Origin of the sequence: Ilumatobacter sp., assembly GCF_046290335.1 — a bacterium.
Lineage (GTDB): Bacteria > Actinomycetota > Acidimicrobiia > Acidimicrobiales > Ilumatobacteraceae > Ilumatobacter_A.
This window is the reverse complement of the sequence record NZ_JBKAGH010000010.1, coordinates 1-25,401: the sequence shown is the minus strand read 5'-3', so window position 1 is coordinate 25,401 and position 25,401 is coordinate 1. Positions and strand designations below refer to the sequence as shown.

24 protein-coding genes are annotated in these 25,401 nt (G+C 66.5%); 11 read left to right on the top strand and 13 right to left on the bottom strand.

Annotated features, from left to right (window positions below; translation table 11 throughout):
* Nucleotides 1-19 precede the first annotated feature (19 nt).
* The 11 genes from ACE37B_RS23635 to ACE37B_RS23585 all read right to left on the bottom strand — a co-directional run bounded on the left by ACE37B_RS23635 (nt 20) and on the right by ACE37B_RS23585 (nt 12,190).
* Nucleotides 20-1,186, bottom strand: coding sequence for an amidohydrolase family protein (locus ACE37B_RS23635; RefSeq protein WP_409925818.1), 1,167 nt, complete (start codon nt 1,184-1,186; stop codon nt 20-22).
* Nucleotides 1,183-2,280: an ABC transporter permease gene (locus tag ACE37B_RS23630; protein WP_409925817.1), complete on the bottom strand. Its 1,098-nt coding sequence runs from the start codon at nt 2,278-2,280 to the stop codon at nt 1,183-1,185. The genes ACE37B_RS23635 and ACE37B_RS23630 overlap by 4 nt, the downstream gene beginning before the upstream one ends.
* Nucleotides 2,277-3,809 carry a sugar ABC transporter ATP-binding protein gene (locus tag ACE37B_RS23625; protein WP_409925816.1) on the bottom strand — a complete coding sequence of 511 codons (1,533 nt, stop codon included), beginning with the start codon at nt 3,807-3,809 and terminating at the stop codon, nt 2,277-2,279. The genes ACE37B_RS23630 and ACE37B_RS23625 overlap by 4 nt, the downstream gene beginning before the upstream one ends.
* A 79-nt stretch (nt 3,810-3,888) precedes the next feature.
* The gene (locus tag ACE37B_RS23620) at nt 3,889-5,082 is read right to left on the bottom strand and encodes a sugar ABC transporter substrate-binding protein (RefSeq protein WP_409925815.1); all 1,194 of its coding nucleotides are present in this window, start codon (nt 5,080-5,082) and stop codon (nt 3,889-3,891) included.
* Nucleotides 5,083-5,221: 139 nt separating this feature from the next.
* Nucleotides 5,222-6,388, bottom strand: coding sequence for an LLM class flavin-dependent oxidoreductase (locus tag ACE37B_RS23615; protein ID WP_409925814.1), 1,167 nt, complete (start codon nt 6,386-6,388; stop codon nt 5,222-5,224).
* Between the two features lie 5 nt (nt 6,389-6,393).
* Nucleotides 6,394-7,710 carry an LLM class flavin-dependent oxidoreductase gene (locus ACE37B_RS23610; protein ID WP_409925813.1) on the bottom strand — a complete coding sequence of 439 codons (1,317 nt, stop codon included), beginning with the start codon at nt 7,708-7,710 and terminating at the stop codon, nt 6,394-6,396.
* On the bottom strand, nt 7,707-8,537 hold the full coding sequence (locus tag ACE37B_RS23605; protein WP_409925812.1) for an alpha/beta fold hydrolase: 831 nt from the start codon (nt 8,535-8,537) through the stop codon (nt 7,707-7,709). The genes ACE37B_RS23610 and ACE37B_RS23605 overlap by 4 nt, the downstream gene beginning before the upstream one ends.
* A gap of 124 nt (nt 8,538-8,661) precedes the next feature.
* The gene (locus tag ACE37B_RS23600; RefSeq protein ID WP_409925811.1) at nt 8,662-9,546 is read right to left on the bottom strand and encodes a mycofactocin-coupled SDR family oxidoreductase; all 885 of its coding nucleotides are present in this window, start codon (nt 9,544-9,546) and stop codon (nt 8,662-8,664) included.
* A gap of 7 nt (nt 9,547-9,553) precedes the next feature.
* Entirely contained in the window at nt 9,554-10,384 is an 831-nt protein-coding gene (locus ACE37B_RS23595) for a mycofactocin-coupled SDR family oxidoreductase (protein ID WP_409925810.1), read from the bottom strand.
* 145 nt (nt 10,385-10,529) lie between these two features.
* Nucleotides 10,530-11,405 (bottom strand): PaaX family transcriptional regulator C-terminal domain-containing protein, encoded by an 876-nt coding sequence (locus tag ACE37B_RS23590; RefSeq protein ID WP_409925809.1) that lies wholly within the window; start codon nt 11,403-11,405, stop codon nt 10,530-10,532.
* 5 nt (nt 11,406-11,410) lie between these two features.
* Entirely contained in the window at nt 11,411-12,190 is a 780-nt protein-coding gene (locus ACE37B_RS23585; protein ID WP_409925808.1) for an IclR family transcriptional regulator, read from the bottom strand.
* 89 nt (nt 12,191-12,279) lie between these two features.
* Between ACE37B_RS23585 and ACE37B_RS23580 the strand changes: the two genes are divergently transcribed.
* From ACE37B_RS23580 to ACE37B_RS23555, 6 genes are all read left to right on the top strand, one after another.
* On the top strand, nt 12,280-13,485 hold the full coding sequence (locus tag ACE37B_RS23580) for an acyl-CoA dehydrogenase family protein (RefSeq protein ID WP_409925807.1): 1,206 nt from the start codon (nt 12,280-12,282) through the stop codon (nt 13,483-13,485).
* A 97-nt stretch (nt 13,486-13,582) separates the two neighbouring features.
* Nucleotides 13,583-14,329: an IclR family transcriptional regulator gene (locus tag ACE37B_RS23575; RefSeq protein WP_409925806.1), complete on the top strand. Its 747-nt coding sequence runs from the start codon at nt 13,583-13,585 to the stop codon at nt 14,327-14,329.
* A complete protein-coding gene (locus ACE37B_RS23570; RefSeq protein ID WP_409925805.1) occupies nt 14,326-15,645 on the top strand; it encodes a cytochrome P450 in 1,320 nt (439 codons plus the stop codon). The genes ACE37B_RS23575 and ACE37B_RS23570 overlap by 4 nt, the downstream gene beginning before the upstream one ends.
* A 13-nt stretch (nt 15,646-15,658) precedes the next feature.
* Nucleotides 15,659-15,988: an aromatic ring-opening dioxygenase subunit LigA gene (locus ACE37B_RS23565; RefSeq protein WP_409925804.1), complete on the top strand. Its 330-nt coding sequence runs from the start codon at nt 15,659-15,661 to the stop codon at nt 15,986-15,988.
* A gap of 1 nt (nt 15,989) precedes the next feature.
* On the top strand, nt 15,990-16,808 hold the full coding sequence (locus tag ACE37B_RS23560; RefSeq protein WP_409925803.1) for an extradiol ring-cleavage dioxygenase: 819 nt from the start codon (nt 15,990-15,992) through the stop codon (nt 16,806-16,808).
* Between the two features lie 74 nt (nt 16,809-16,882).
* On the top strand, nt 16,883-18,310 hold the full coding sequence (locus tag ACE37B_RS23555) for an NAD-dependent succinate-semialdehyde dehydrogenase (RefSeq protein WP_409925802.1): 1,428 nt from the start codon (nt 16,883-16,885) through the stop codon (nt 18,308-18,310).
* A 1-nt stretch (nt 18,311) separates the two neighbouring features.
* Here ACE37B_RS23555 and ACE37B_RS23550 read toward each other — a convergent pair whose 3' ends face one another.
* Complete coding sequence (locus ACE37B_RS23550) at nt 18,312-19,073, bottom strand: HpcH/HpaI aldolase family protein (RefSeq protein WP_409925801.1); 762 nt, start codon at nt 19,071-19,073, stop codon at nt 18,312-18,314.
* A gap of 42 nt (nt 19,074-19,115) precedes the next feature.
* Nucleotides 19,116-19,778, bottom strand: a complete 663-nt coding sequence (locus ACE37B_RS23545; RefSeq protein WP_409925800.1) for a helix-turn-helix transcriptional regulator — start codon at nt 19,776-19,778, stop codon at nt 19,116-19,118.
* Between the two features lie 190 nt (nt 19,779-19,968).
* Here ACE37B_RS23545 and sufB point away from each other — a divergent pair, with 190 nt between their 5' ends.
* Genes sufB through ACE37B_RS23520 form a run of 5 tightly spaced genes read left to right on the top strand, consistent with a single transcriptional unit; the run spans nt 19,969 to nt 25,323 of the window.
* The gene (gene sufB / locus ACE37B_RS23540) at nt 19,969-21,411 is read left to right on the top strand and encodes a Fe-S cluster assembly protein SufB (protein ID WP_409925799.1); all 1,443 of its coding nucleotides are present in this window, start codon (nt 19,969-19,971) and stop codon (nt 21,409-21,411) included.
* Nucleotides 21,411-22,196, top strand: coding sequence for a Fe-S cluster assembly ATPase SufC (gene sufC / locus ACE37B_RS23535; RefSeq protein WP_409925798.1), 786 nt, complete (start codon nt 21,411-21,413; stop codon nt 22,194-22,196). The genes sufB and sufC overlap by 1 nt, the downstream gene beginning before the upstream one ends.
* Nucleotides 22,193-23,464 carry a Fe-S cluster assembly protein SufD gene (gene sufD, locus ACE37B_RS23530; RefSeq protein ID WP_409925797.1) on the top strand — a complete coding sequence of 424 codons (1,272 nt, stop codon included), beginning with the start codon at nt 22,193-22,195 and terminating at the stop codon, nt 23,462-23,464. The genes sufC and sufD overlap by 4 nt, the downstream gene beginning before the upstream one ends.
* On the top strand, nt 23,457-24,023 hold the full coding sequence (locus ACE37B_RS23525) for an iron-sulfur cluster assembly protein (RefSeq protein WP_409925796.1): 567 nt from the start codon (nt 23,457-23,459) through the stop codon (nt 24,021-24,023). Before sufD ends, ACE37B_RS23525 begins: the two co-directional genes overlap by 8 nt.
* Nucleotide 24,024: 1 nt before the next feature.
* Entirely contained in the window at nt 24,025-25,323 is a 1,299-nt protein-coding gene (locus ACE37B_RS23520) for a P-loop NTPase (protein WP_409925795.1), read from the top strand.
* Nucleotides 25,324-25,401 lie beyond the last annotated feature (78 nt).

The window sequence follows — 25,401 nt, the reverse complement described above, 5'->3', positions numbered from 1 at the left end:
CCCGCATCGACGCCCACGCTCACGGCGCAGGCTCCGCTGCGGCGTCGTGGCGGAATCCCGCTGCGCTGACGCTCGCCTCGGTCTCGGCTTGACGGGACATCGCGTCGGCGTGCGATTCACCGACCCGCTCCGCCCACACCGAGTACGGCGCCCGCCGACCGACCCGGGCGCGGGTGCGATCCCACTCGTCACCGGCGACGGCGGTCATCCGAGCGTCCAGATCCACGCCCGCCATCGTGGCCCAGTTGCGACCCAGGATCAGCGACTTCATCTCGGCATCGAACGGCGGCAGTTGGTAGCGGGCGATCAGGTCGGCGTCGAGTTCGAGGTTCCAGAACGCGTGCAGGGGGATCTGAGGGTGGGAGAAGTTCGCGCCGGTCGCCCAGATCAACTTGGAGGGGCCACCCCAGAACAGCATCATCGCGAGGGCCTCCTGGAACAGGCGTGGCGCCTTGTACAGCAGCGCGCTGGTGACCTCGAGGTTGGCGTACACGTTGGGGAACCGAGCGAGCGCGTAGGCGGTCTCGTCGACGAAGGCCATGCCGGCGTGCACGATCTCGAACGACAGATCGGGAAACGCCATCGCCGCACCCTCCACGTCGTCGATGCGGTAGGGCGCCAACGGTACCGGCCCGTTGGGCAGCGCCTTGTGGACGGCGATCACCCGCAACCCACGCTCGCGCGCCCGCTCGTAGATCGGGAAGCAGACCTCTGGATCGGCCATGTGAAAGGTGCGGTACGGGTCGACCTGGTCGGGATAGAACTTGATGCCGATCGCGTCGGGCAGGTCGACGAGTTGCTCGTCGAGGTCGTCGAGCGCACGCTCGACGCCCAGCGTCGGGTCGAGTCCGATGTAGGCGAAGGAGCGGCCGGGCCAGCCGGCTCGCAACTCCTGTGCTTTGGCCCGGGAGCAGAGACCGTCGTGGAACAGCGAGTCGAGCCGCAACGTGTGGTACACGACCATGTCGACGTCGCTCTCCTGGCAGAACGAATCCATCGCGGTCGCCACGTCTTGGTCCTGCTGGAACCAGGCACGCGGAGCCTGCACGTCAGGCGGGTTCCAGTGCGCATGAAGTTGATAGAAGCCTTCGCGAACCATCGGACCGATCTGGCCCTTGGCGTTGTCGGCGCTGAGGTTGTAGGGGTGAACGACCGCGTCGATCACCGGAAATCCGTCGATGCTCATGCCATCGCCTTCCCGTTGCGGATGCGGTCGAGCAGGATCGCAGAGATCAGCACGACGCCCGACACGATGCCGTACCAGAAGGGACTGATTCCGGCGAGGGTGATTCCATTGGACAGCACCCCGAGAAACAGCACCCCGAGCAGCGTCCCCAACAAGGTGCCTCGACCGCCCATGAACGACGTGCCGCCGAGCAACACCGCCGCTGCAGCCGTGAGTTCCACGCCCGTGGCCGCCGTGGGCGAGGCACCGAGCAGACGACTGGTGTCCATCAGGCCGGCGAGACCAGCGAGTAGCCCGGCGATCACGAACACGGTGACGGCGACCGCGGTGACGTTGATCCCCGCCAGGCGCGCCGCTTCACGATTGCCCCCACAGGCGTAGACCATCCGACCGAACCCGGTGTAGCGCAAGACGAGAATGCCGGTGCCGAGCACCACCAGGCTGATCCACACCAGCCACGGGATACCGATGAGTTCTCCCTCGTTGATCCGCCGGATCACGTCGTTCTCGAACAACGACTGGGTCTGGCCACCGGTGCGGACCTGAGCGATGCCCCGGAACGCCTGGCCGGTTCCGAGCGTGACGACCAGGAACGACAATCCCACCTTGCCGATCAGTACACCGTTGAGCAAGCCACACAGCGCCGCCATCGCGATCACGATGACGATGGCGAGCCATGCCGACCAGCCGTTGCCGATCAGTTCGGCCAGCACGACGCCGGTCACCGCCATCAGGCCACCGAGCGACAGGTCGATCCCACCGTTCAGCAACACGAACGTCAGCCCGACCGCGACCACGAGCACGACGGCGTTGGCCTCGAGGATCGTGAGCCAGTTGTTCCACGTGAAGAAGATGTCCTGGGTGAAGCTCAGATACACACACAGCAGCACCAGGACACCACCGACGCCTGCGTACGTGTCGAGTGCGTGTCGCAGACGATCCCAGGCGCTTCCCATCCGATCGGGAACCGTGACGCCACCACCCGACAGGTGCTCGCCCCCGCCATCGGGCGGCGCTGATGACGCATCGGTCATCGCAGCACCCTCCACCGGGAGGTTCGGGGTCGACGATGTGTCGGTCTCGGAGGTGGTCATGATCGTGTGCCTCCCGCGCTCAACAGCGCTATCAGTTCCTCGGTCGCTTCGTCTCGAGAGAGTTCTCCGACGGCCTCACCCTCGTGCAGTACGACGATTCGATCACTCAGGCCGAGCAGTTCCATCAGGTCCGACGAGGCGAGCACCACTCCCACGCCTTGCGCCACCATCCGATCGACGATGGCATAGATCTCGGCTTTCGCGCCGATGTCCACTCCGCGTGTCGGCTCGTCGAGCAACAGCACGCTGGGTTCGTGGTCCAGACACCGAGCGAGCAACACCTTCTGTGCGTTGCCGCCCGACAGGTTCGCCACCGGTGTGTGGATGCTCTGGGTTCGCACGCCGTAGTCCGCCACCGCTTGCTTCGCTTTGCGACGATCCAGGCTGCGGTCGGTTCGACGCATGGTTCGGTGCCGCGACAGTGCCAGGTTCGACACGATCAGATCGTGAGCCACCAAGCCCTGCGCCCATCGGTCTTCCGGAACGAGGCTGACTCCGGCGTTGATCGCTGCTCTCGGCGACCCCGGCTTGAGATCGGCGCCGTTCACCACGACTTCTCCGGCGTGCGGTTTGCGGCACCCGGCGATGGTCTCGAGCAGTTCGGACCGTCCAGAACCCACCAGTCCCGCGACGCCGACGATCTCGCCGGACCGCACGTGCAGGTCGATCGCGTGTGCAGAGCGATCGGTCACCAGGCCACGAACCTCGAGTGCGATGTCGCCCGGCGGGTACGGATGCTTCGCATAGAAGTCACCGAGTTCGCGGCCGACCATCATCGAACTGATCCGCTCGTCGGACAGGTCGTCGCGTGCCAACTCGCCGACCGGCCGACCGTCACGCAGCACGAACGCGCGGTGCGAGAGCCGACGGATCTCTCGGAGCCGATGGGTGATGATGATCGCTGCCATACCGTGTTGCTCACAACGGCGTTCGACCACCTCGAAGAGGTGCTCCGGGTCGGGGAGTCGGGTGGTGGCCTCGTCGAGAATCAAGACCGACGGCTCGGCAGCCAGCGCCTTGGCGACCTCCACCAACTCCTTCGCCCCCTGGCGCAGTGCACTCAAGGGCAACATGGGGTCGACGTCGAGCCCCACTTCTTCGAGGTAGCGCGCCGCATCTCGGACCTGTTCGCGCTTGCGAACGATCGTCCACGGGCGCCGGAGCCGGTGGAGCAGCACGTTCTCGGCGATCGTCATGTGCGGTTCGGCGGTGGGTTCCTGTGACACGAGCGCCACGCCGGCCTGCAGCGCATCGTGCGGGCCGGAGAACTGCACCTTCTGGCCGTGCAACCGAACCGAACCGCTACTGGCCGGGATCACGCCACTGATGATCTTGGCGAGGGTCGACTTGCCGGACCCGTTCTCGCCCGCCAACGCCAGTACCTCGCCCCGGTCGAGGTGGATCGACACCCCGTCCAGCGCTCGGACCGGACCGAAGTTTCGACTGATGTCGTCCACCACGAGGAGCTCAGCCGACGACGCGCTCGTCTCGTCGTCGGCTCGGTTGCGGGCGGGGGTGAGATTGGTCATGAGAAGAAACACCATGTCGGTGGGCCGTCAGCATCAGCGTCGGGCCCACCGACAGAGAGCCGGTGGAGATCTCGGCGGATCAGGCCTTCACCAAGAACGTGCGGCCGTCCTCACGTTCCTCCAGAACGATCTCGTCGTCGATCCCACGCTCCGTCTGCGGAACCCACTCGTCCACGTTGCTGCCGTCGATGAGCAGCGAATCCACCCAGACGTCCTGGGGCAGTTCGACGCCGCACACCGCAGCAGCGGCGGAGAATGCCAGGCCTCGGGCGATCATGTCCTGCTGCAGGTCGAAGGTGGCAGCGATGCGACCCTCGGCGACCAGCGGAATGGCTTCGGGCTGACCGTTGATCGACACCAGTACCGGCGAGAAGTCGTCGTCGAACGTCGCTGCGACGCCGGTGGCCGACGTGTCGTTGAAGGTCCAGATGCCGGCGAGGTCCGGGTTCTGCTGCTTCCACGCCTCGGCGACGGTGCGAGCGGCGCCGGGGTCACCGGGGTTGGCGGAGATCTGGGTGTCGATCACGTTCAGCCCCTCCTCGACCTGCGCGACGGCGAAGGTCTCGGCCTGGCGTTGCAGCACCGTGGCGATCGGCGGGCCGACGAACACGCCGACCGGGCCGTCACCGACGAGGTCGGCCAGAATCGCAGCGCCCTCCATGGCGGCCGACTCCACATCGGCGCGCACCTGCGTGAAGTAGAGACCGTCGTCGTTCGGGGTGTCCTGCACCACGACCGGGATGCCGCTGTCGATGACTTCCTGAATGGCACCGGCGACCACGTCGGGTGCGATCGGGTTGATCACCAAGACATCGATGCCTTGCTGCTGCAGGGTCTGGATGTCGGCGATCTGCTTCCCGGGATCGAACTGGGCGTTGACGCCGATGTACTCGGCACCGAACTCCCCGAGCTGTGCTCCCATGATCTCGTCGATCAGCGCGAAGTTCGGGTCGGGGATGGGCTGGCTGTAGCCGATCAATGCGCCGTCCAGGTCGGCGCACTCCGGGAAACCGATGCCCTGAGCGGCTGGCGCGTCAGCGGGCTCGTCGGCGGGATCGTCCGCCGGATCTTCAGCAGGTTCTTCGGCCGGGTCGTCGGCGGGCTCCTCGGCGGGATCGCCCGCCGGTTCGTCAGCTGGCTCCGCTGGATCCTCAGCGGGTTCTTCGGTCGGATCCTCCGCTGGTTCGGCGGTGTCGTCATCACTGCCGCAAGCGGCAACGATGAGCGAGCCGGCGATGGCGGCGGCGGCGATTGAACGGCGTGTCGTACGCATCTTTGGTGATTCCCCCTGGGTCTTCCCGTGGTGAACAGGTGGCCCGCACGGTGCGGGATTCACCATGTCTACTACTTTGTTGACGGTCGACACAAGAGCTACACACGAAGTCAGCGTTTCGGGAACGCTCCCGAAACGTTCACCCGCCAGGCCGCAGGCCGGCCTCGGCGAGGAGCGGAGCGAGAACCTCGCCGTACTGCTCGATTCCCTCCTCGTAGTCGACCCAACTGACCGCTGCGCCGTCCAGACCGTCGGCTCGCATGTCCAGCAACTGTTCGACCACGTGGTCGGGAGATCCGACGATCGGGGTCGCGAAGAATCCGAAGATCGCCGCCTCCTGCATCTCGAGAGCGAAGTCGGCAGACTGCGACCCGCCCATCAACGAAGCGAGCGCCGCTCTGGCCCCGGCCCAGTCGCCGTGCTCGTGCACGACCCGCCGGTACTCGGCCTGGGCAGCGGCATCGGAATCGCGACACAGGATGTGAGCGGCACCGAACACGGAGAGCCGACGACCGTGCACGTCCGACGCAACTCGCTTGACCTCGGCGATGGCCGTCTTGGCAGCCCCGCGGTCGGGTGTGATCACGAAGTTGATGTCGGCCCGTCGGGCAGCAAAGGCCCGGCCTGCCGGACTGAAACCTGCGCTCATCACGACGGGTGCCGGGGTCTGAACCGGACGCGGCTCGCTCACGACCTCGCGAGATCGAAAGTGGGCGCCATCGAAGTCGAACGGGTGCTCGCCCTCGAAGATCCGCTCGAGGAACTCCATCCACTCGTCGGCAACGCCGTAGCGGTCGTCGTGCTCGTCGAGTTCGAACCCGAACATCTGGAAGTCTGCTGCGTTCCAACCGGCCACCACGTTGACTCCGAGTCGCCCGCCGGAGATGTGGTCGACGGTGGCGATCTCCTTCGCGGCGCGCACCGGGTGCACGGTCGGCACGTGGAAGGTGGCGAACACACCGATCCGCTCGGTGACCGCCGCCAGCCCGGCCGCCCACGTGAACGTCTCGAACGAACGGTGCGCCGCCGCCCGCTCGGTCGTCGACGGGCTCCGCCACCGGGCGACGGGGATGATCGCGTCGAAGCCATGACGGTCTGCAGCCTGCGCGATCCGAACCGTCTCGGGCCAGGTGACCCGGGGCGGTCCGGTCGCATCGGTGAGGTTGGCGCCACCCGCCATGTTGGAACTGAAGACCGCCAGACCGAAACGATCGGGGTCGAGCAACGGACTGGCGAACTTGTCGACCGTCCGGTCGGTGAACGGCTCACCGACCGGACTCCTCGAGCCCTCGTCGTGAGAGATCAATCCACTCAGCCCTCGGCGAAGCCAGGCACGTGAGCAGTGGCCGTGTCGACGAACTCTCCCGAGTCCAGCCGCACCCGCGGTTGCATCTTCGGCTTGCCGTGCTGCGCTGAGTACTCGGTCAACGTGGCCGGCACGCCCGGGGCGCTGCGCGCATAGTTCGGTGCGCCATCGGCCTCACGGAAGTGCGGGATCACTTCTTCGGCCATCATGTACATGTTCTTCTGGACCATCCAGTTCGGCATCGTGCCGAGGTGGCCGCCTGCCGACATGACCATGCCGATCTTGAAGTCTTCGATCAACTGCTCGTACTTCTCGATCACGGTCTGGGGCGACCCGACGATCACGTACCCACCCTCGACCAACTCTTCGTAGGTGAGTTCGCCGAACCCCTTGGCGCCGGCCTTGACCTTGCCTTCGAGCGTGCGCTGCATCGAATCACGGGTGTTGTAGCCAGCCGGCATCATGTGGAACCCGGGGATCTTCAGCGCGTTGCGGAAGAACCACAGGATGTGGGCCTTGGCTTCGCGGTGCGCCTGCTCGTCGGTCTCGGCCACGTGCGTGTGTACCAACCGTCCGAGTTGACGCGGATCGGGTGTGTAGCCGCACTCCTCCTCGGCCACCTGGTAGTACTTCGCGAATGCCGACTTGGACAACCAATTCGAGGTCGGCGTGAGCATGAAGGGGTAGCGGCGCTTGGCAGCGTTCTCGATCGTCTCCACGCTCGTCGATCCCGGCAGCCAGATCGGCGGGTGCGGTTGCTGAACCGGCTTGGGCCAGGTGTTGACGTATTCGACGTCGTAGTGCTCGCCATGCCACTGGAACGGCTCGTCACTGGTCCAGGCCTTGACGATCAGATCGTTCGCCTCCCAGAACTTGTCTTTCGACACGGTCGGATCGCTGCCGGCCGAGACGTATTCGGCCCCCATCGCACGAACATGGCCCGAGATCATCCGGCCGCCCGACAGCACGTCGAGCATGGCGATCTCTTCGGCGACCCGCAGCGGATTGCGATGCAACGGGAGCGCATTGCCGACCACGCCGATCCGGATGCGGCTCGTCTTCGCCGCGAGGTACGACGCCCACAGGTTCGGAGCCGGCTGCACCGCGTAGGCCGTCTGGTGATGCTCGTTGACGAGCACTCCGTCGTATCCCAGTTTCTCGGCGAGCACCATCTGATCGAGGTACTCGTGGTAGAGCCGATGGCCCGCCTGGGGGTCGTAGTGCTTGTTCGGCAGTGTGATCCAGATCGATTCCATCTCCTCCGCCGGAGGGATGAACTGGTAGGGCATCAGATGGAACAGATAGAACTCGAGCCGGTTCATGTGGCTACCTCCTGGATGAAGTCGACGACGGCGTCGGCGACGGTGATGGGCTCCTGGACGATGAGGGCGTGGCCGACGTCGTCGAGTCGGGTGATGCGTGAGTCGGCGAGCAACTCGGCCCAGCGGTCGGCATGCGCGGGCGGGACGAGACGATCATCGGACGGAGTGATGACGTGGGCGGGCAGGGCCACGTTCGCGATCCGACGATCGAGTCGGGTGTCGTACCGCCGCTCCCAGATCAGCCGGGCTGTCACACCGTTCTCGCCGTACGCCGTGACGAAACCGCCGATGTCCGAGGGCGGAGGGAACAGGCTGGCGTGTGGTCCGGGCTCGCCGTTGAACAGGGCGTCGACGACCCGCTGTGGATCAGCCGCCATCCACTCCATCGGTGGGGCGTCGGGCAGCCGGAGCCCCGTCGGTGAGATGACGGTCAGCGACCCGAACCGCTCGGGCAGGAACGCAGCGAGATTGCCGGCCAACCAGCCCCCGAGGTCGTAGCCGACGAGGTGCACGGGCCCCGGGTCGAGTTCGTCGAGGAGCGCCCGGTAGTGGATGACGAGATCGTCGAATCCGCCGAGCCAGTCGGGCGGCCCACCTTCGAGGTAGCCAGGGTGCACCGGTGCGATCAGATCGGTCCGATCGGCGAGGCGCTGGTGGAACGGGAGCCACGCCGACGGGAAGAAGGCGCCATGCAGGAACAGCACGGTCGGGCCGCTACCGGATCGGCGGACGGTCGTCGGCCAACCGTGCACCTCGATCACGTGGTCCGGCGCGGAACTCTCGGCGCCGGGGAGGTCGGGCGAGGTGGCGGTCGAAGAGCTGGTCATGGAGTTCTCCCAGGTGTGAATGTGGTCGGTGAGGGCGGTGAACGAGCGGATCGAGGCCGGGGGTGAGGGTCGATCTGGCGTCGTCGGGTCGAGTGTCAGTTCGGAACGGGGACGGGCAACATGGTCATCGGGCGGACAATCCGGCGTCGATCGGCATCGTCACGCCGGTGATGTAGCGAGACGCGTCGGAGGCGAGGAACGCCACGGCTTCGCTCACATCCGCCGGATCGATCCACGGAACGGGAAGCGAGTGGAACGAGGTGAAGAGGTCGACGACATCGTCCCGCGTGGGCTCGGCCAGGTCGGGCCGGAAGAGCCGGTAGGTGAAGTCGTTGTGGATCATGTCGGTGTCGACCGCGGTCGGGTGCACGCTGTTGACCCGAATCCCGCGCGGTCCGAGTTCGTTGGCGAGGCTGTGCACGATCCCGACGACACCGTGTTTGGCGGCGGCGTAGTGAGACAGGTTGGGCGGTGCCTTCAGGCCTCCGTTGGCGCTCGAGATCAGCACGATCGACCCCCCGTTGCCGGCGGCCAGCACGTGCGGCACCGCCACACGTACGGTGTTCCACACACCGGTCAGGTCGATGTCGATCATCTCTCGGAACTGATGGCCGGTCATCACCTCGATCGGAGCGCCACCGGCGATCCCGGCGTTGGCCACCACCACGTCGAGGCGCCCTCCGGGAGCGACCGCTTCGAGCGCTGTCGACAGCACCTCGCCGAGGCCGTCGAGGTCGCGGCAGTCGGCCACCGCCGAGTAGACGGTGCCACCGTCGGCGGTGATGAGTTCCACGGTCTCGGCGAGATCGGCAGGCGTGGCACCGGGGTAGTCGGTGGTCGCCGGAGCGTCGCACAGGTCGGTGGCGATCACGATGGCTCCGTCGGCGGCGAGACGCTGGGCGTGCGCACGGCCTTGACCACGCGCCGCTCCCGTCACCCACGCCACTCGCCCGTCCAGAGGGCGGCCGGACTCGTCCTGGTTCGTCGTGTCGGTGTCTCGTCGGTTCATCGTCAGCTCACTTCACCAGGGTTCCGGCATCGACGGGCAACACGGCCCCGGTCATGTAGCGCGCTCGATCGCTGACCACGAAGGCGAGCGCTTCGGTCACGTCGATCGGTTCGATCCACGGAACCGGCATCGCGTTCAGCGAGGTGAACACGGCTTCCACGTCGTCTCGACCTGGTGCGTCCAGGTCGGGTCTGAACATCGCGTAGGCCTCGGGCCAGTGGACCATCTCGGTGTCGACGGTCGTGGGTGCGAGGCAGTTCACCCGAATCGAGTGCGGTCCGAGCTCTGCAGAGAGTGAACGCATCAGCCCGATCACGCCGCTCTTCGACGCTGCGTAGTGGGCCATGTTCGGTGGGCCCTTCAAGCCAGCCGCCGAGGTCGTGATCGAGATGACACCGCCACGTCCTCGATCGATCATCGGCCCGATCGCCGGCGCGATGGTGTTCCACACACCGGTGAGGTTGATGCCGATGACATCCGCCCAATCCGTCGGCGTGATCTCGGTCGCCGGCTTGAGCTGGATCACGCCGGCGTTCGCCACGACGATGTCGATCGAACCGAACTGGTCGACCGCACGACGAGTGGCATCTGCCATCGCGGCGGCATCGCGAACATCGGCGATCACCGACTCGACACGTGCTCCGGCAGCGGCCGCGAGCGACGCGGTCTCGTCCAGAGCATCACGACCGGGCTGCGGGTAGGGGATCGTCGGGAGGTCGGCACACACGTCGACCAACACCAGATCGGCTCCCATCTCCGCCAACCGAACCGCATGGCTTCGGCCCTGTCCACGTGCGGCACCGGTGATCAGTGCCACCCGTCCATCGAGTTGTCCCATGTCGACTGCCCTTCCGAGGCGCACTCGACCAACGACACACGAGCGATCGGTCGCTCGACGCTTATGTCGTTTTCGTTGCGCTCGTCACAAGAGTAACCCATCGAGGGAGGCGAGGCCAGCCCTGCTCCAGAACGTCGGCGACGGGTCAGTCGGCCGAGCGGCGGCGCACGATGGACTCCACGTAGTCGAAGGCGCTGGGTTCCAGCCGGGAGCGCAGGCCGGCGAACAGGTCCGCCGCACCACGGCCAGGCCAGTCGACCCCGATCAACGACTCGGGGAGACCCGGATCGAGGTACGGAAACTTCCGCCATTCGTGCAACGCGCGGGTGTAGAGGGCGAAGGCCTCCACACCCGGAACCGCACTCCGACGTCGAGCGAGCGACGCACGAATCGGTTCGTACTCGTCGATGAACTGCTGATAGGACGACGCCAGATCGTCCAGATCCCACGAGCGGGCGACGAGGTCCCGAGGATCACCGAGGCCCTCGTAGGTCGCCCGGAAGACGTCGGTGAACTCGGCGAAGCCACCTTCGTCGAGCGTGTCCACCACCTCGGGCAGGATGCGCGCCGGCCCGATCCACAGTCCGCTGCCGAGGTTGCCCATGCCGTGCCACATCAACTTCGAACGGAGCACATGTCGCTTGTCGCGGTCCCGTTCCGGGAGCGAGAAGCTCACCAGGACCCATCCATCATCGGGTGACGCGGGCTCGACCGACGCATAGATCCGACGGTCACCGTCGGCGAGCAGGGCGTCGGCTTCCGGGGTCGTGCGATACCCGCGGACCTTGTTGCGCACCTCGGGCTTCATCAGGCCGCGACGCGTCATCCGCGACACCGCCGAACGCGTCGCCTGCTCGTCGACGCCGAGCAACTCCATCAACGGAATCAGGTCACTGACCGCGATCCATCCCTGGAACTGCGCGCTGTAGCGCCCGAACACGTCGAGAATCAACGACTTGGGGCGTCGATTGCGTGTACTACGTTCGTTCGCTGCGCCCGATGCTCGTGTGGTCGTTGCCATCGTGCTCATGCTCGCACAGCGGCACCACCAGGGCTCGAATCGCCACCTCCCAGGACACGAGCGAGCGCTCGCGCCGCGGTGCGGACCGTCGGCCCGAATCGGACCGGGTCGAGGCGATGGAGCGGGCCGGTGACCGACAGCGATGCAACCGGGGTCTCACCGTCGATCAGGACCGGAGCGGCGACACTGACGAATCCGATGAGCGTCTCCTCACGCTCGACGGCCCAACCGAACTCGCGGGTCTGATCGAGTTGCTCACGAAGAACGCTCGCGACCACGGTGGTTCGCGGCGTGACACGCCGAAGCGGACGCGACAGGTAGGCCTCGATCTCGTCGGAACCGGAGAACGCGAGGATGGATTTCCCGGTCGCCGTGCTGTGCAGCGGCATCCGACCAGCGATCTCCGACGGCGTGGCGGCGGACCGGTGTCCACGAATCTTCTCGAGGTACATCACGTCGTCGCCGTCACGAGTCGCGAGGTGCACCGTTTCGGCAGAGGCGACGTACAGGTCCTCGAGAAACGGCAGCGCTGCTTCGCGCAGCACTCGCGACCGCGGCACCCTCAGACCGAGTTCGAACAAGCGGACGCCGAGCCGATACGTGGTGCCATGTCGTTCGAGAAAGCCGTACTCCACGAGTTGGCCGGCAAGTCGGTGAACGGTCGGTTTCGGGAGCCCCGTGCGTCGACTGAGTTCGGACAACCCGAGGGACGTCCTCCCCGTCCGAAACGCATCGAGCACCAGGGACGTTCGCTGCACGATCGATGCGGCGTCGCTCTCTGGCATCGCCGCATCGTACGAAGCCCGCACGCTGTCGGTCGATTCAGTCGACCGGATCTGCACATCGGATCGCTCATGCCTGGAACGATGATTCGATGATCGACTTGACCGACGAACAGCTCGACATGCGGCGCACCGTACGTCGATTCGCCACCGAGCGGGTGGCCCCGCTCGCCGAGGCGGCCGACCGAGCCGACGGGCACCTGGCGCGCCAGGATTTCGCCGACATCATGTCGGAGGCGGCGTCATTCGGATTGACGTCGTTGATGCTGCCGGGAGCATTCGGCGGGGCCGACGGCTCCACCGTCGACAACGTGGTGGTGCAAGAGGAACTCGGCGCTGTCGATGTGGGGATCGCCGGCGCACTCAACCTCGTGATGACGATCCCCAACATGATCGCCGTCGGGGGCACCGCAGAACAGCAGTCCACCTGGCTGACTCGCTTCGCCACCGCCGAGCGCGGCCATGTGCTCGCCGGCGCGCTGAACGAACCCGATGTCGCCGGATCGGAATTGTTCTGCCCGGTCGACGACGCATCGCTGGGTCTTCGCACCACTGCGACTCGTACCGACGCGGGGTACCGAATCGACGGAGCGAAGGCCGGTTGGGTGTCGAACGGCGGGGTCGCCGACACCTACCTCGTGTTCGCGAGAACTGCGTTCGATGCGCCGGCTGCGGCGACCACCAGCGCATTCCTCGTGCCCGCCGATTCGCCGGGGGTGCAGCTGGGCTCGCGTTCGGAGATGTTGGGCATGCGCACGACGTGGCACGCCGAAGTGGTGTTCGACGGCGTCGAGGTCCCCGAGTCTCATCGAGTCGGTGAGGAAGGCCGGGGGCTCGAGCTCATGGGAGCGGCATCGGCCGGCATGGCGGTGGGTCTTGCGTCGGGGTTCGTCGGTCTCGCCCGGAGCGCGCTCGCCGCCTCGATCGCGTACGCAGACGAGCGACGGAGTTGGGGGAAGCCGATTCGTCAACACCAGGCCGTGTCGCTGAAGCTCGGCGACATGGCGGTGGAACTGGAAACGGCGCGACTGCTCGTCCACCACGCTGCGGTGGCCGTGGACCGGGGCGATCCGTCGTCGATGTGGAGGGTGCCGGCAGCGAAGACCCACGCGGTCGACGTCGCCATCGCCTGCGCCGAACGAGCGGTGCAGATCCACGGCGCCATGGGCGTGGCCCGCGGCGTGGGCCCCGAGAAGTGGCTCCGCGATGCCTGGACCGGGTACGCCTGCGACTTCACGCGCGACGTGCTGCGGCTCCAGATCGCCGACACCCTGACCACGGAGATCGCGCGCCCCTGACACGGGCCCGACATCCGACCCGGTCGGCACACCGCAGCCGAGTGTTCGATAATCGAAGCCCCTTGTGCGCTGAGCGAAACATCGCTACGGTCGTCACATGTCGACGAGCCAGACGCTCGACCGAGGGCTCTCGGCCCTGGCGATGATCGCTCTCGCTCCCGCGCCACCCACGATCGCCGACATCGCAGCCGGACTCGACGTCCACCGCTCCATCGCCTATCGGATCGTGCGCACACTCGAAGCGCATCGCCTCGTCGAGCGGGATCAGTCCGGGCACTGCACACCTGGGCCACAACTCGGCGCCCTCGCTCGCTGCGCACGTTCCGAACTGCAGTCCGCCGCCCTCGACGAGTTGGCCCGCTTGGCCGACACCACCGGCATGACGGCGTTTCTGGTGGTCGCCGACGGCGACGACGCCGTGACGGTCGAGAGCGTCGAGCCTGCATCGTCGCACGTTCACGTCGTGTACCGCCCTGGCGTTCGCCACCCGCTCGAACGAGGGGCGCCGGGCCTTGCGATCCTGATCGACGGCCCGATGCGACCCGGCGAACGCGTCGAAGTCACCGAGGCACGCTCGCGAGGGTGGGCTCACACCAACGGCGAGGTGATCGCTGCGATGGGCGCCGTCGCGGCACCCGTGCGTGGCACGGGAGGGGCGATTTCGGTCGTGTTCCCCTCCGGAGCGGTGACCGACCCAGCTCCGCTCGCGGCGGTGGTGCGACGCTCCGCCGATGCCATCGCCGCCCGGCTCGCACCGACACCACACCAGACCCGCGCCTCGTCCACCGGTGTAGTCGCCGAGCACCGGTCCCTCGACCCCCTCGACCCATTGGGAGCACGATGAGCACCGAGACCAGCAACACCTACCACCGCGCGCCGAGCGAGGTCGTGACCGCACCGACCGGCTGTCCTGTCGAGCACACCTGGTCACCGCTGTCTTCGGACTATCTGGCCGACCCGTATCCGATCGCTGCCCGGCTGCGAGACGAGCATCCGGTGTTCTACTCCGAGCAACTCGGCTACGTCGTCGTGACGCGAATGGACGACGTCGAACAGGTGTTCATGAACCCCGACGTGTTCGCCTCCACCAACGTGCAAGACCCGATCTGGCCCCTCGCTCCGGCGGCACTCGAGGTACTCGGTGCTTCCGACTTCGATCCGCAGGCGGTGATGTCGAACCGTCCCGAGCCCGACCATGCTCGCATCCGCGTCTTCACCCGTCAGGGGTTCGGCAATCGGCGGCTGAAGACGCTCGAGGACTACATGCGACGCCGAGCGACCGAACTACTCGACGAGATGATCGCTACCGGGTCTCCAGCGGAGTACGTGCAATCGTTCGCATTTCCACTACCGGCCGAGATCGTCTTCCGATTCCTCGGATTTCCGGCGGAACACGACGCGATGATCAAGTCGTGGGGCGGCAATCGCAAGGCATTCTCGTGGGGCCAACCGAGCGCGGACGAGCAGGCGCAGATCGCCGAAGGCATGCTCGACTATTGGCGTTACTGCCGTGACTTCGTGGCGCAGCGCCGCGAACAGCGCGCCGACGACTTCACATCCGAACTCCTCGATGCCCACGAGGCCGACCCCGGGCCCGACCGGGATCCCGCGGCCACCACCGGCATCTCGTACCGAGAGGTGGAGTCGGTGGTGTACGGCATCAGCTTCGCGGGCCACGACCCGGTGACGGCGCTGCTGTGCAACACGTTGCGGTGTCTGCTCCCGCGGCGCGACCAGTGGCAGGCGCTCGTCGAGGATCCGTCGTTGGCGAGCAACGCCGTCGAGGAGACGTTGCGATACGAATCGAGCCAGATCGCCTGGAGGCGAGTCACCACCCAACCGACGAACCTCGGTGGGGTCGACCTGCCGGTCGGCACTCGCGTGTTCCTCAACTTCGCCGCCGCCAACCACTCACCGGATCAGTTCAGCAATCCCGACACCTTCGACATCCATCGGTCCAACGCCAACCGCCACATCAGCTTCGGTAAGGGAATCCACTTCTGTCTCGGCGCCGGACTCGCTCGGATGGAAGCGCGGATCGCACTGGAGCTGCTCGCCGAACGGCTGCCGTCGCTTCGACTGGTGCCCGACCAGGAACTCACGTTCTTTCCGAACATCACGTTCCGGGGGCCGAATGCGCTCCATGTGGAATGGGACTGAGCAGCTGCCGGTCATGAGTCTCTACGCCGTCCAGAAGTTCCTGTTCCAGCTCAACCGTTCACCCGAACTCCAGCAGCGCTACACCGACAATCCTCGTGCAGCGCTGAGCGGATTCGACCTCACCGACGAGGAGGTCGGTGCCCTCACCGAACCCGACGTCGGCTTGCTGTTTCACCTCGGCGTGAACGGCCAGATCCTCATGCACTTCGCCGCGTTCCACCAGATCGAGTGGTCCGACTACCTGCAGCGGATGCGTGATGGCATCAGCCGCCACGGACCCGTTCGCGAGGGCGTGTACGCACTGACCACCGACCCGACCACCCGACTCGTCGAAGGAGGATGACATGCCGCTCGTGTACGCCGGCGTGTGTTCACACGCCCCCGGGATCACCGGCCGATCCGAACGCGCCGATCCCGACGTCCGTGATCGCTTCTACACAGCGTTCGACCAGATGCGGCTCGACATCGAAGCAACCGGAGCGGACGCCATCGTCGTCATCGCCGCCGAGCACTTCGCCAACTTCTTCATGGACAACATGCCGTCGTTCGCGATCGGAATGGCCGACTCCTACGACGGCCCCATCGAGGACCCCGACTGGCTCCGGATCGAACGGCGCAGCATCCCGGGACACAAGGATCTGTCGCACCGGTTGATCACCGAGGTGATGCAGACGAGCGACGTGAGCTACGCCGAAGAGTGGAAGTTCGACCACGGCATCATGGTTCCGCTCCACTTCCTCACACCGCGGTATGACCTACCGGTCGTGCCGGTCAACATCAACTGCCAGGGGCCGCCGCTCACTCCGCTGCACCGCGCGTGGACGTTCGGAGAAGCGCTGCGCCGCGCGTGCGAAGCTGTTCCCGAGCGCATCGCGCTCGTCGGCACCGGAGGCATCTCCCATTGGCCGGCAACGCCGGATTCCGGGCGCATCAACGAGGAGTGGGATCGCGAGTTCATGGACCGCTGGTGTCGAAACGACCGCGATGCCCTGCTCGACTACGACGACACCACGATCTATGCCGATGCCGGCCAGGGAGGCTTCGAGATCCGAACGTTCCTCACGGTGAGCGCCGCGGCTCGAGGCGCCGTAGGCAGGGTCGACTTCTGCGAGCCGATTCCGATCTTCGCCGTGAGTTGCACCGTTGCCCACTACGAACTGTGACACCAGCGAACCGTGACACTCGCGAACCGTGACACCGGCACCACGCCGGGTCACCGAATCGGGAAGGACGCCTGATGCAAACCCAGTTGTACATCGACGGACGTTGGCGCGATGGCGCGGACGGGACGCGCATCCAGGTGCACGACCCGGCAACGAGCGGTGTGATCGCCGAGGTCGCCGACGGGCGACCCGCCGACGCCGTGGAGGCCGTCGAGGCAGCGGCACGGGCCCAGACCTCCTGGGCCTCGGCGACGCCGCGACATCGCAGCGACGTGCTCCACCGATGCTGGCGAGCCATGCTCGACGACGGTGACACGCTCACCGATCTGATCGTGAACGAGCACGGCAAGCCTCGCGCCGACGCCGCCGGTGAGGTGGCGTACGCCGCCGAGTTCTTTCGGTGGAACGCCGAGGAGGCGGTACGGATCAGCGGCTCGCTCGCCCGTTCACCGAGCGGAGGGAACCGAATCCTGGTGCACCATCCACCGGTCGGCGTGGTCGCGATCATCACGCCGTGGAACTTCCCGGCAGCGATGATCACTCGCAAGCTCGCTCCCGCACTCGCCGCCGGAAACGGAGCGGTGATCAAGCCGGCCGCCCAGACCCCGCTGACAGCACTACGGATCGCGGAGCTGATCACCGATGCCGGCGTGCCGCCAGGCCTGGTGAACATCGTTCCCACGAGCGCACCCGGCGAGTGGCTGGACGCCACGGTGGACCAACGTGCAGTACGGATGCTGTCGTTCACGGGGTCGACCGAGGTGGGCCGTCTGCTGCTGCGACGCGCTGCGGATCGCGTGTTCAAGACGGTGATGGAACTCGGAGGAAACGCTCCGTTCGTCGTGTTCGACGATGCCGACCTCGACGCAGCCGTCGGCGGCGCGATGGTTGCCAAGATGCGTCACTCTGCAGAGACCTGCACCGCAGCGAACCGCTTCCTCGTGCACGACACCGTCGCCGACGACTTCGCCGAACGTCTCGCCGAAGCAATGGGGGCGGTTCGCCTCGGTAGCGGATTCGAGGACGGCGTGGAGTGTGGTCCACTGATCGACCGGACCGCCGTCGATCGCGTCGCAGCGCTCGTCGACGACGCGCGCTCGGCGGGGGCCACCGCGTTGGTCGGCGGCCAGCGCTTCGATCGCCCCGGCTACTTCTACGAGCCCACCGTGCTGACCGGTGTGCACGGGTCGTGGGCGATCGCCCGGTCGGAGATCTTCGGGCCGGTGGCCCCGATCATCAGGTTCCACGACGACGACGAGGCGGTGGCGATGAGCAACGACACCGAGATGGGGCTGACCGCGTACGTCTACACCCAGGACCTGGCTCGCGGTCTCGCCGTGAGCGAGCGACTCGAGGCCGGAATGGTCGGCCTGAACCGCGGAGCGGTATCCGACGTCGCCGCTCCGTTCGGCGGTATGAAGCAATCCGGCCTCGGCCGCGAAGGAGCGAGCGAGGGCATCCTCGAGTTCTGCGAGACGCAGTACATCGCCGCCGAGTGGTGACTCACGCCAGCCGGCCGCGCAGCTCGGCGAGTCCGGAGCGCAGTGCGATTGCATCGACACCGAGGGTGACGAGGCGGGCACCGGCCCGTACGTAGACATCGACCGTGTCGGGCGTGGCGGCGAACACCGCCGGAGCACATCCGGCTGCGGCGATCCGCTCGATGGCCGCGGTCACGACGGGGACCACCTCGGGGTGAGTACCTTGCGCGAGGTGGCCCATCGCCGAGGAGAGGTCGGTCGGCCCCACGAACACGGCGTCGATTCCCTCGACCGCACAGATCGACTCCAACTGTTCGAGGGCACCGGGTGACTCCACCTGGACGATCACACAGAGTTCGTCGGCAGCGGTGGCGTGATAGTCGGGGATCGTCCCCCATCCTGCCGCACGAGCCGACGCCACGCCCCGAGCCCCTGCGGTAGGGTAGCGGACGGAGCCGACCACATCGGCAGCCTCATCGGCGGACTCCACCATCGGCACGATGATGGTCTGGGTGCCCACATCGAGGACTCGTTTGACGACCGAGCGCTCGCCAGACCAGCAACGCACCGCCGCCGATGCGCCACGCGAGCCGACGGCTCGCAACTGATGGGCGATCGAGACGAGGTCGTTCGGCCCGTGCTCGGCGTCGATGATCACCAGGTCGAATCCCGTCAGCGCGCAGAGCTCGGCGGCGGACGGATCACCGAGTTGTGCGAACACGGCGGCGAGCGGGGGGCCATCGGCGAGAAGTCTGCGCTTGAAGTCGTTGGTCGGTGCAGCCATCGCAGCTGTTCTAGTCGCGAGCCAGACCGATCGCCACGTCCGTCACTCCTCGTTCGGATCGAATCCGGAAGCCACGGGGCTGATCCCGTAGGCGCAGCTGTGTGAGCCGCCGGTCTTGTGCGAGGTTCGCTCGACTCGGGCGTCGGGGATGAGCTCGCGCATGAAGTCGAGCTCAGAACTACACGCTTGCCCGAACCGACTGGCGACACCCCAGATCGGACAGTTGTGAAAGGTGATTCGGAACGTGTCGTCGCCGAGCGCTTCGTAGTCCGCCAGGTACCCCTGCGCATCGAGGAGTTCGGTCACCACGTGCACTTGCTCGCTGAGCGTCGCGCCATCGAGGCGTTGCTGCGCTGAGTCGACGAGCCGCCGACGCCGACGTTCGAAGATCCGCTCGACGAGTGCGGGATCTTCTGCATCGATGTACTCGAGGAGCTCGATCGACAGATCGGTATCGGCCATGGCGAACACGGACTCGGCGCGTTCGGTGGCCGAGTAGCGGTCGGCCGGGCGACCGGGCTGGCCTCGATCCTGTCGGGCGTTGACGAAACCCGCCGAGCGCAGTGCACTGAGGTGCTGCCGCACCGCGCTGGACGACACCTGGAGCACCTCGGCCAACTCGTCGGCAGTGGCTTCGTCGAGACGCTTCACCGCCTCGAGGACGCGTCGCTGCGATGACGAGAGTCCGGCGTCGACAACATCCACCTCGCCGACCATAGCCCCGCTCATCGCGCATTTCAAGGTTTCACAAGTCATAAGTTGGTTTATTCAGCGCAGATGGATAAACACAGACACGTGGGACACGACCACCAACCGCACGACACGTCAGTATGTTCATGGACACCCACCCTGTCGGCCGCGTGCGCCGCAGGTCCGTCGAGTCAGGGAGACCGAGATGAGTGAAGCGCTCAAGCAGATCGAAGAACTCACCGAGGCCAAGTACGAGTTCGGTTTCAGCACGGCGCTCGACACCGACATCGCGCCGCCCGGGCTGAACGAAGACATCGTCCGACTCATCTCGGCGAAGAAGAACGAGCCCGAGTGGCTCCTCGAATGGCGGCTCAAGGCCTACGAGGCGTGGCTCACCATGGACGAGCCCGATTGGGCGAAGCTGCAGATCGCACCGATCGACTACCAGGCGATCAGCTACTGGGCAGCCCCGAAGAAGAAGCCCGTCCTCGACAGCATGGACGACGTCGACCCCGAGATCCGCGAGATGTTCGACAAGCTCGGCATTCCGCTGCACGAGCAGAAGATGCTCAGCAACGTCGCGATCGATGCGATCGTCGACTCCGTCTCGGTCACGACCACCTTCAAGGCGACCCTCGCCGAAGCCGGCGTCATCTTCTGCTCCTTCTCCGAAGCCGTTCACGACTACCCCGAACTCGTTCGTGAGCATCTCGGCTCGGTCGTGCCGGTTCGCGACAACTACTTCGCGGCACTCAACTCGGCGGTGTTCTCCGACGGCTCGTTCTGCTACATCCCCAAGGGCGTCCGCTGCCCGATGGAACTGTCGACGTACTTTCGCATCAACTCGCAGAACACCGGTCAGTTCGAACGCACGCTGATCGTCGCCGAAGACGACTCCCACGTCTCGTACCTCGAGGGCTGCACGGCGCCGCAGCGCGACGAAAACCAGCTCCACGCGGCCGTCGTCGAACTGGTCGCCAAGGACCGCGCCGAGATCAAGTACTCGACCGTGCAGAACTGGTACCCGGGCGACGAGAACGGCGTCGGAGGCATCTACAACTTCGTCACCAAGCGCGGCCGTGCGCACACCGACGCCAAGATCTCGTGGACGCAGGTCGAAACCGGCTCCGCGATCACCTGGAAGTACCCGAGCGTCATCTTGCAAGGCGACCGTTCGGTCGGCGAGTTCTACTCCGTGGCCCTCTCCAGCAAGCGCCAGCAGGCCGACACCGGCACGAAGATGGTGCACATCGGCAAAGACACGACGAGCACGATCATCTCGAAGGGCATCTCGGCCGGCAAGGGCCAGAACACCTACCGCGGCCTCGTCAAGGTGATGCGCTCGGCCGAGAACGCCCGCAACTACACCCAGTGCGACTCGCTGCTGCTCGGCAAAGACTGCGGGGCACACACGATCCCCTACATCGAGGTGAAGAACCCCGGTGCCCAGATCGAGCACGAAGCGTCGACGTCGACCGTCGGCGAAGACCAGTTGTACTACTGCCGCCAGCGCGGCATGACCGAAGAAGATGCGATGTCGATGATCGTCAACGGCTTCTGCCGTGAGGTGTTCAACGAACTCCCGATGGAATTCGCCGTCGAAGCTCAGCGTCTGCTGAGCGTGAGCCTGGAAGGAAGTGTGGGCTGATGCTGCACGTCGAGAACCTCACCGCCGCGATCGGCGACAAGCAGATCCTCAAGGGGCTCAGCCTCGATGTCGGGGCCGGCGAAGTCCACGCGATCATGGGCCCGAATGGGTCGGGCAAGAGCACCTTCGCGCATGCCCTCGCCGGTCGCGATGGCTACGACATCGACGGCGTCGCCACCCTCGACGGCGTCGACCTGCTCGACATGGAGCCCGAGGCGCGCGCCGCCGCTGGCATCTTCATGGGCTTCCAGTACCCGGTCGAGATTCCCGGCGTCAACAACATGTACTTCCTGCGCACCGCGCTCAACTCGGTACGCCGGGCACGCGGCGAGACCGAGATCAGCGCACGCGACTTCCTCAAGGTCGCCAAGGAGGCGATGGAACTCGTCGAGATGAAGCAGGACTTCCTCGACCGCGCCGTCAACGCCGGCTTCAGCGGTGGCGAGAAGAAGCGCAACGAGATTCTCCAGATGGCCGTCATGCAGCCCCGACTCGCCGTGCTCGACGAGACCGACTCCGGCCTCGACATCGACGCGCTGCGCATCATCGCCGGTGGGGTCAACGCGCTCCGCGGCCCGGAGCGTTCGATGATCGTGATCACCCACTACCAGCGGCTGCTCGACTACATCAAGCCCGACTTCGTCCACGTGCTCGTCAACGGACGCATCGTGCAGTCCGGCGATCACACGCTCGCGCTGCACCTCGAAGATCACGGGTACGCCGACTTCGTCAACCACGCGCTCGACGACGCGCCCGAGCGCCCGCTCACGGGGGCGTCCTCGTGACGATCGATGCCACGACGCTGTCCGGCACGACGACCGGGGCGACGGCCGGCGCAACGACGGATCGCCTCGACGCGCTCGATCGGATCGGCGTCATCGGCTATCCGACCAAGCGCGACGAGGCATGGCGGTACGCACCGCATCGTCGCCTCGACGACCTGACCTTCGGCGCTCCCGTCGAGGTCACCGCCGACGTGCCCGACCTCGGCGAACAGATCCCGACGCTCGACGGCCCGCGGGTCGTCGTCGTCAACGGGATCGTCGACCTCGAACGGTCCGACTTCGCGTGTCCCGACGGTGTCCGGGTGCTCGGGCTCGCCGCGGCCAACGCCGAGCATCCCGAGCTCGTGCGCTCGCACTTCGGCCTCGTCGACGACGAGATCGTCGATGCCTACCAGGCCCTGAACCTCGCATTCGGCAGCGACGGCGCCGTCGTCACCGTCAGCGAGGACGTCCAGCTCGACGTGCCGATCCACATCGTCGACATCGAGGTGCCCGACGCGACGCAGAACGCCACCTGCACCGGTGTCGTGATTCGTCTCGGCGCGGGGAGCTCGGCGACCGTGGTCGAGACACGCATCGGTGTCGGGTCGCAGTTCGGCGGCTCCAACACGCGCACGACGATCACGCTCGACGTCGACGCCACGCTCGAGCACGTGCTGCTCCAGGATGTACCGACCGAGCAGATTCATCTCAGCCGCATCGAGGTCACCCAGCACGCCGGCAGCACGTTCAACGCTCGATCCTTCAACCTGGGTGCGACGTACGGTCGCGTTGCCTACGACGTGGTGCTCGACGGGCCGGGCGCCACGGCCGACCTGTCGGGTCTGTTCTTCGGATTCGGCTCGCAGGTGCTCGACCAGCAGATCAACGTCGTGCACGCGGCCAGAGACTGTGTGAGTCGCCAGTCGTTCCGAGGCGTGCTCGACGACGAGAGCACCGGGGTGTTCAACGGCGGCATCGCCGTGCGGCCCGGCGCCGACGGCACCGACGCCGAGCAGACCAACGACAACCTGCTGCTGTCGATGCGGTCGGAGATCAACACCCAGCCGCGGCTCGAGATCCTCGCCGACGACGTCGCGTGCAAGCACGGCGCCACGGTCGGCCAACTCGACGAGACGGCGATGTACTACCTGCGGTCTCGTGGCATTCCTGCCGACGAGGCTCGCCGCCTGCTGATCAACGGCTTCGCCGACCAGGTCGTCGACGACGTCGGCATCGAGACGGTGCGGGCGTGGATCACTCATCGACTCGGACACGACGATGTCTGATCAGCCCGTCAAGGTCGGCCCCACGAAGGGCTTCAGCCTCCCCCGCGACATCATCGTGACGATCGTGCCAGCGGGCCATCGCACGACGCTCGCCGAAGGCGACCGGGTCACGCTCCTGCAGGCGCTCGGCGGGACCGCCACCGTCACCACGAGCGACGGCGAGATGGCGCGACTGTCGACGGAAGACTCGGTCGACTTCGGTTTCATCGATCCGCCGAAGCACCTCGAGATCCCGAGCGATGCGCCGTTCAGCGTCGACCTCGTGTGGGACGCAGCGACGACGGTCTACGACCCGGAGATCCCCGTCGACATCGTCGAGCTCGGCCTCGTCTACCGCGTCGACGCAGAGCAGTTGCCCAGCGGCGGCCACCGCGTCGAGGTCGACATGTCGGTGACCGCACCGTTCTGCGGAATGGGCGACCTCCTCCGACAGGACCTTCACGACGCCGTCGCGAAGCTGCCCGGCGTCGACGAGGTCATCGTCAAGCTCGTCTTCGATCCACCGTGGGACGTGTCTCGTCTGTCCGACGTCGCCCGCCTCGAACTGGGGATGATGTGACGTGAGCGACTCGACCACGGGCACCGCCGCGCTCGGAACCGACGCGACCACCGGCGACGAGCCGGCCGTTCCGCGCCCGGCGGTCTCGGCACCCGATGTCGTCGGTGACGACGTCGACGAGACCGCGATCATGAACGCACTGCGCGGCGTGATCGATCCCGAGCTCGGCGACAACGTCGTCGATCTGGGCATGGTGAAGCGCCTCGAACGCGGCGCCGATCGAGCGATGCACGTCACGATCGCTCTCACCACCGCTGGCTGCCCGCTGCGGGCGCAGCTCATGCGTGACGCAAAGGCGCGCGTCGGATCGCTCCCGGGCATCGATGTCGTCAAGATCCACTTCGGCGAGATGACGGCCGACGAACGCAAGAGCGTGATGTCCCAGGCGCGCTGGAAGGCCCGCGACAACGCGCTCGACACCGACATCCCCGCGACGGCGCGGATCCTGGCGATCTCATCGGGCAAGGGCGGGGTCGGCAAGTCGTCGGTCACCGCCAACCTTGCCGTGCTGCTCGCCGATCAGGGCTACACCGTCGGTGTGCTCGACGCCGACGTCGGTGGCTTCTCGATGCCGCAACTGCTCGGTATCGACGGCGAGATCCAGGGCGAACGTGCCGGTGAGGGAAAGACCGTGATGAAGCCGGTCGTCCGGCCGATCGGAGACGGCGTGCTGCACGTCGTGTCGATGGGGTCGATCTCCGGGGCCAACGAGACCGAAGCGATCATGTGGCGCGGCATGATGCTCAACCGTGCGGTGCAGCACTTCCTCGAAGACGTGCAGTGGGGCGAGCTCGACTACCTGCTGATCGACATGCCGCCCGGCACGTCTGACATCCAGATGGGCCTCGCCCGAATGCTCCCTCGCACCGACGTCGTCATCGTCACGACCCCGGCCAAGGCGGCCCAGCAGGTCGCGGCACGTGCCGCTGACATGGCCCGCAAGGGTTTCTTGCGGGTCGCCGGCGTCATCGAGAACATGGGGCCGTCGACCGGTCCCGACGGAACGGTCACTGCGATGTTCGGATCCGGTGGTGGGCAGGCGTTGGCCGACGACATCGGAGTGCCGTTGCTCGGCTCGATCCCGCTCGATTCGGCGATCGCGGCCGGCGGCGACTCCGGCCTTCCCGCAGCGCTGGATCAGCCCGATTCCGCGTCGTCTGCGGTGTTGCGTTCGATCGCCGACCTGATCGTGACCGACGTGGCGCCGCCGGTGAAGATCGCCGACTGCAGCCTCCGCGGCGCCCTCACCCGTGCCGGCGCCGACCTCGACGCCGCCCGCGAACGCGCCCACGCCCGCTGACAACACCTGGGGTCAGACCCCACGTGTTGAACAGCTGGGGTCAGACCCCACGTGTTGAACAGCTGGGGTCAGACCCCA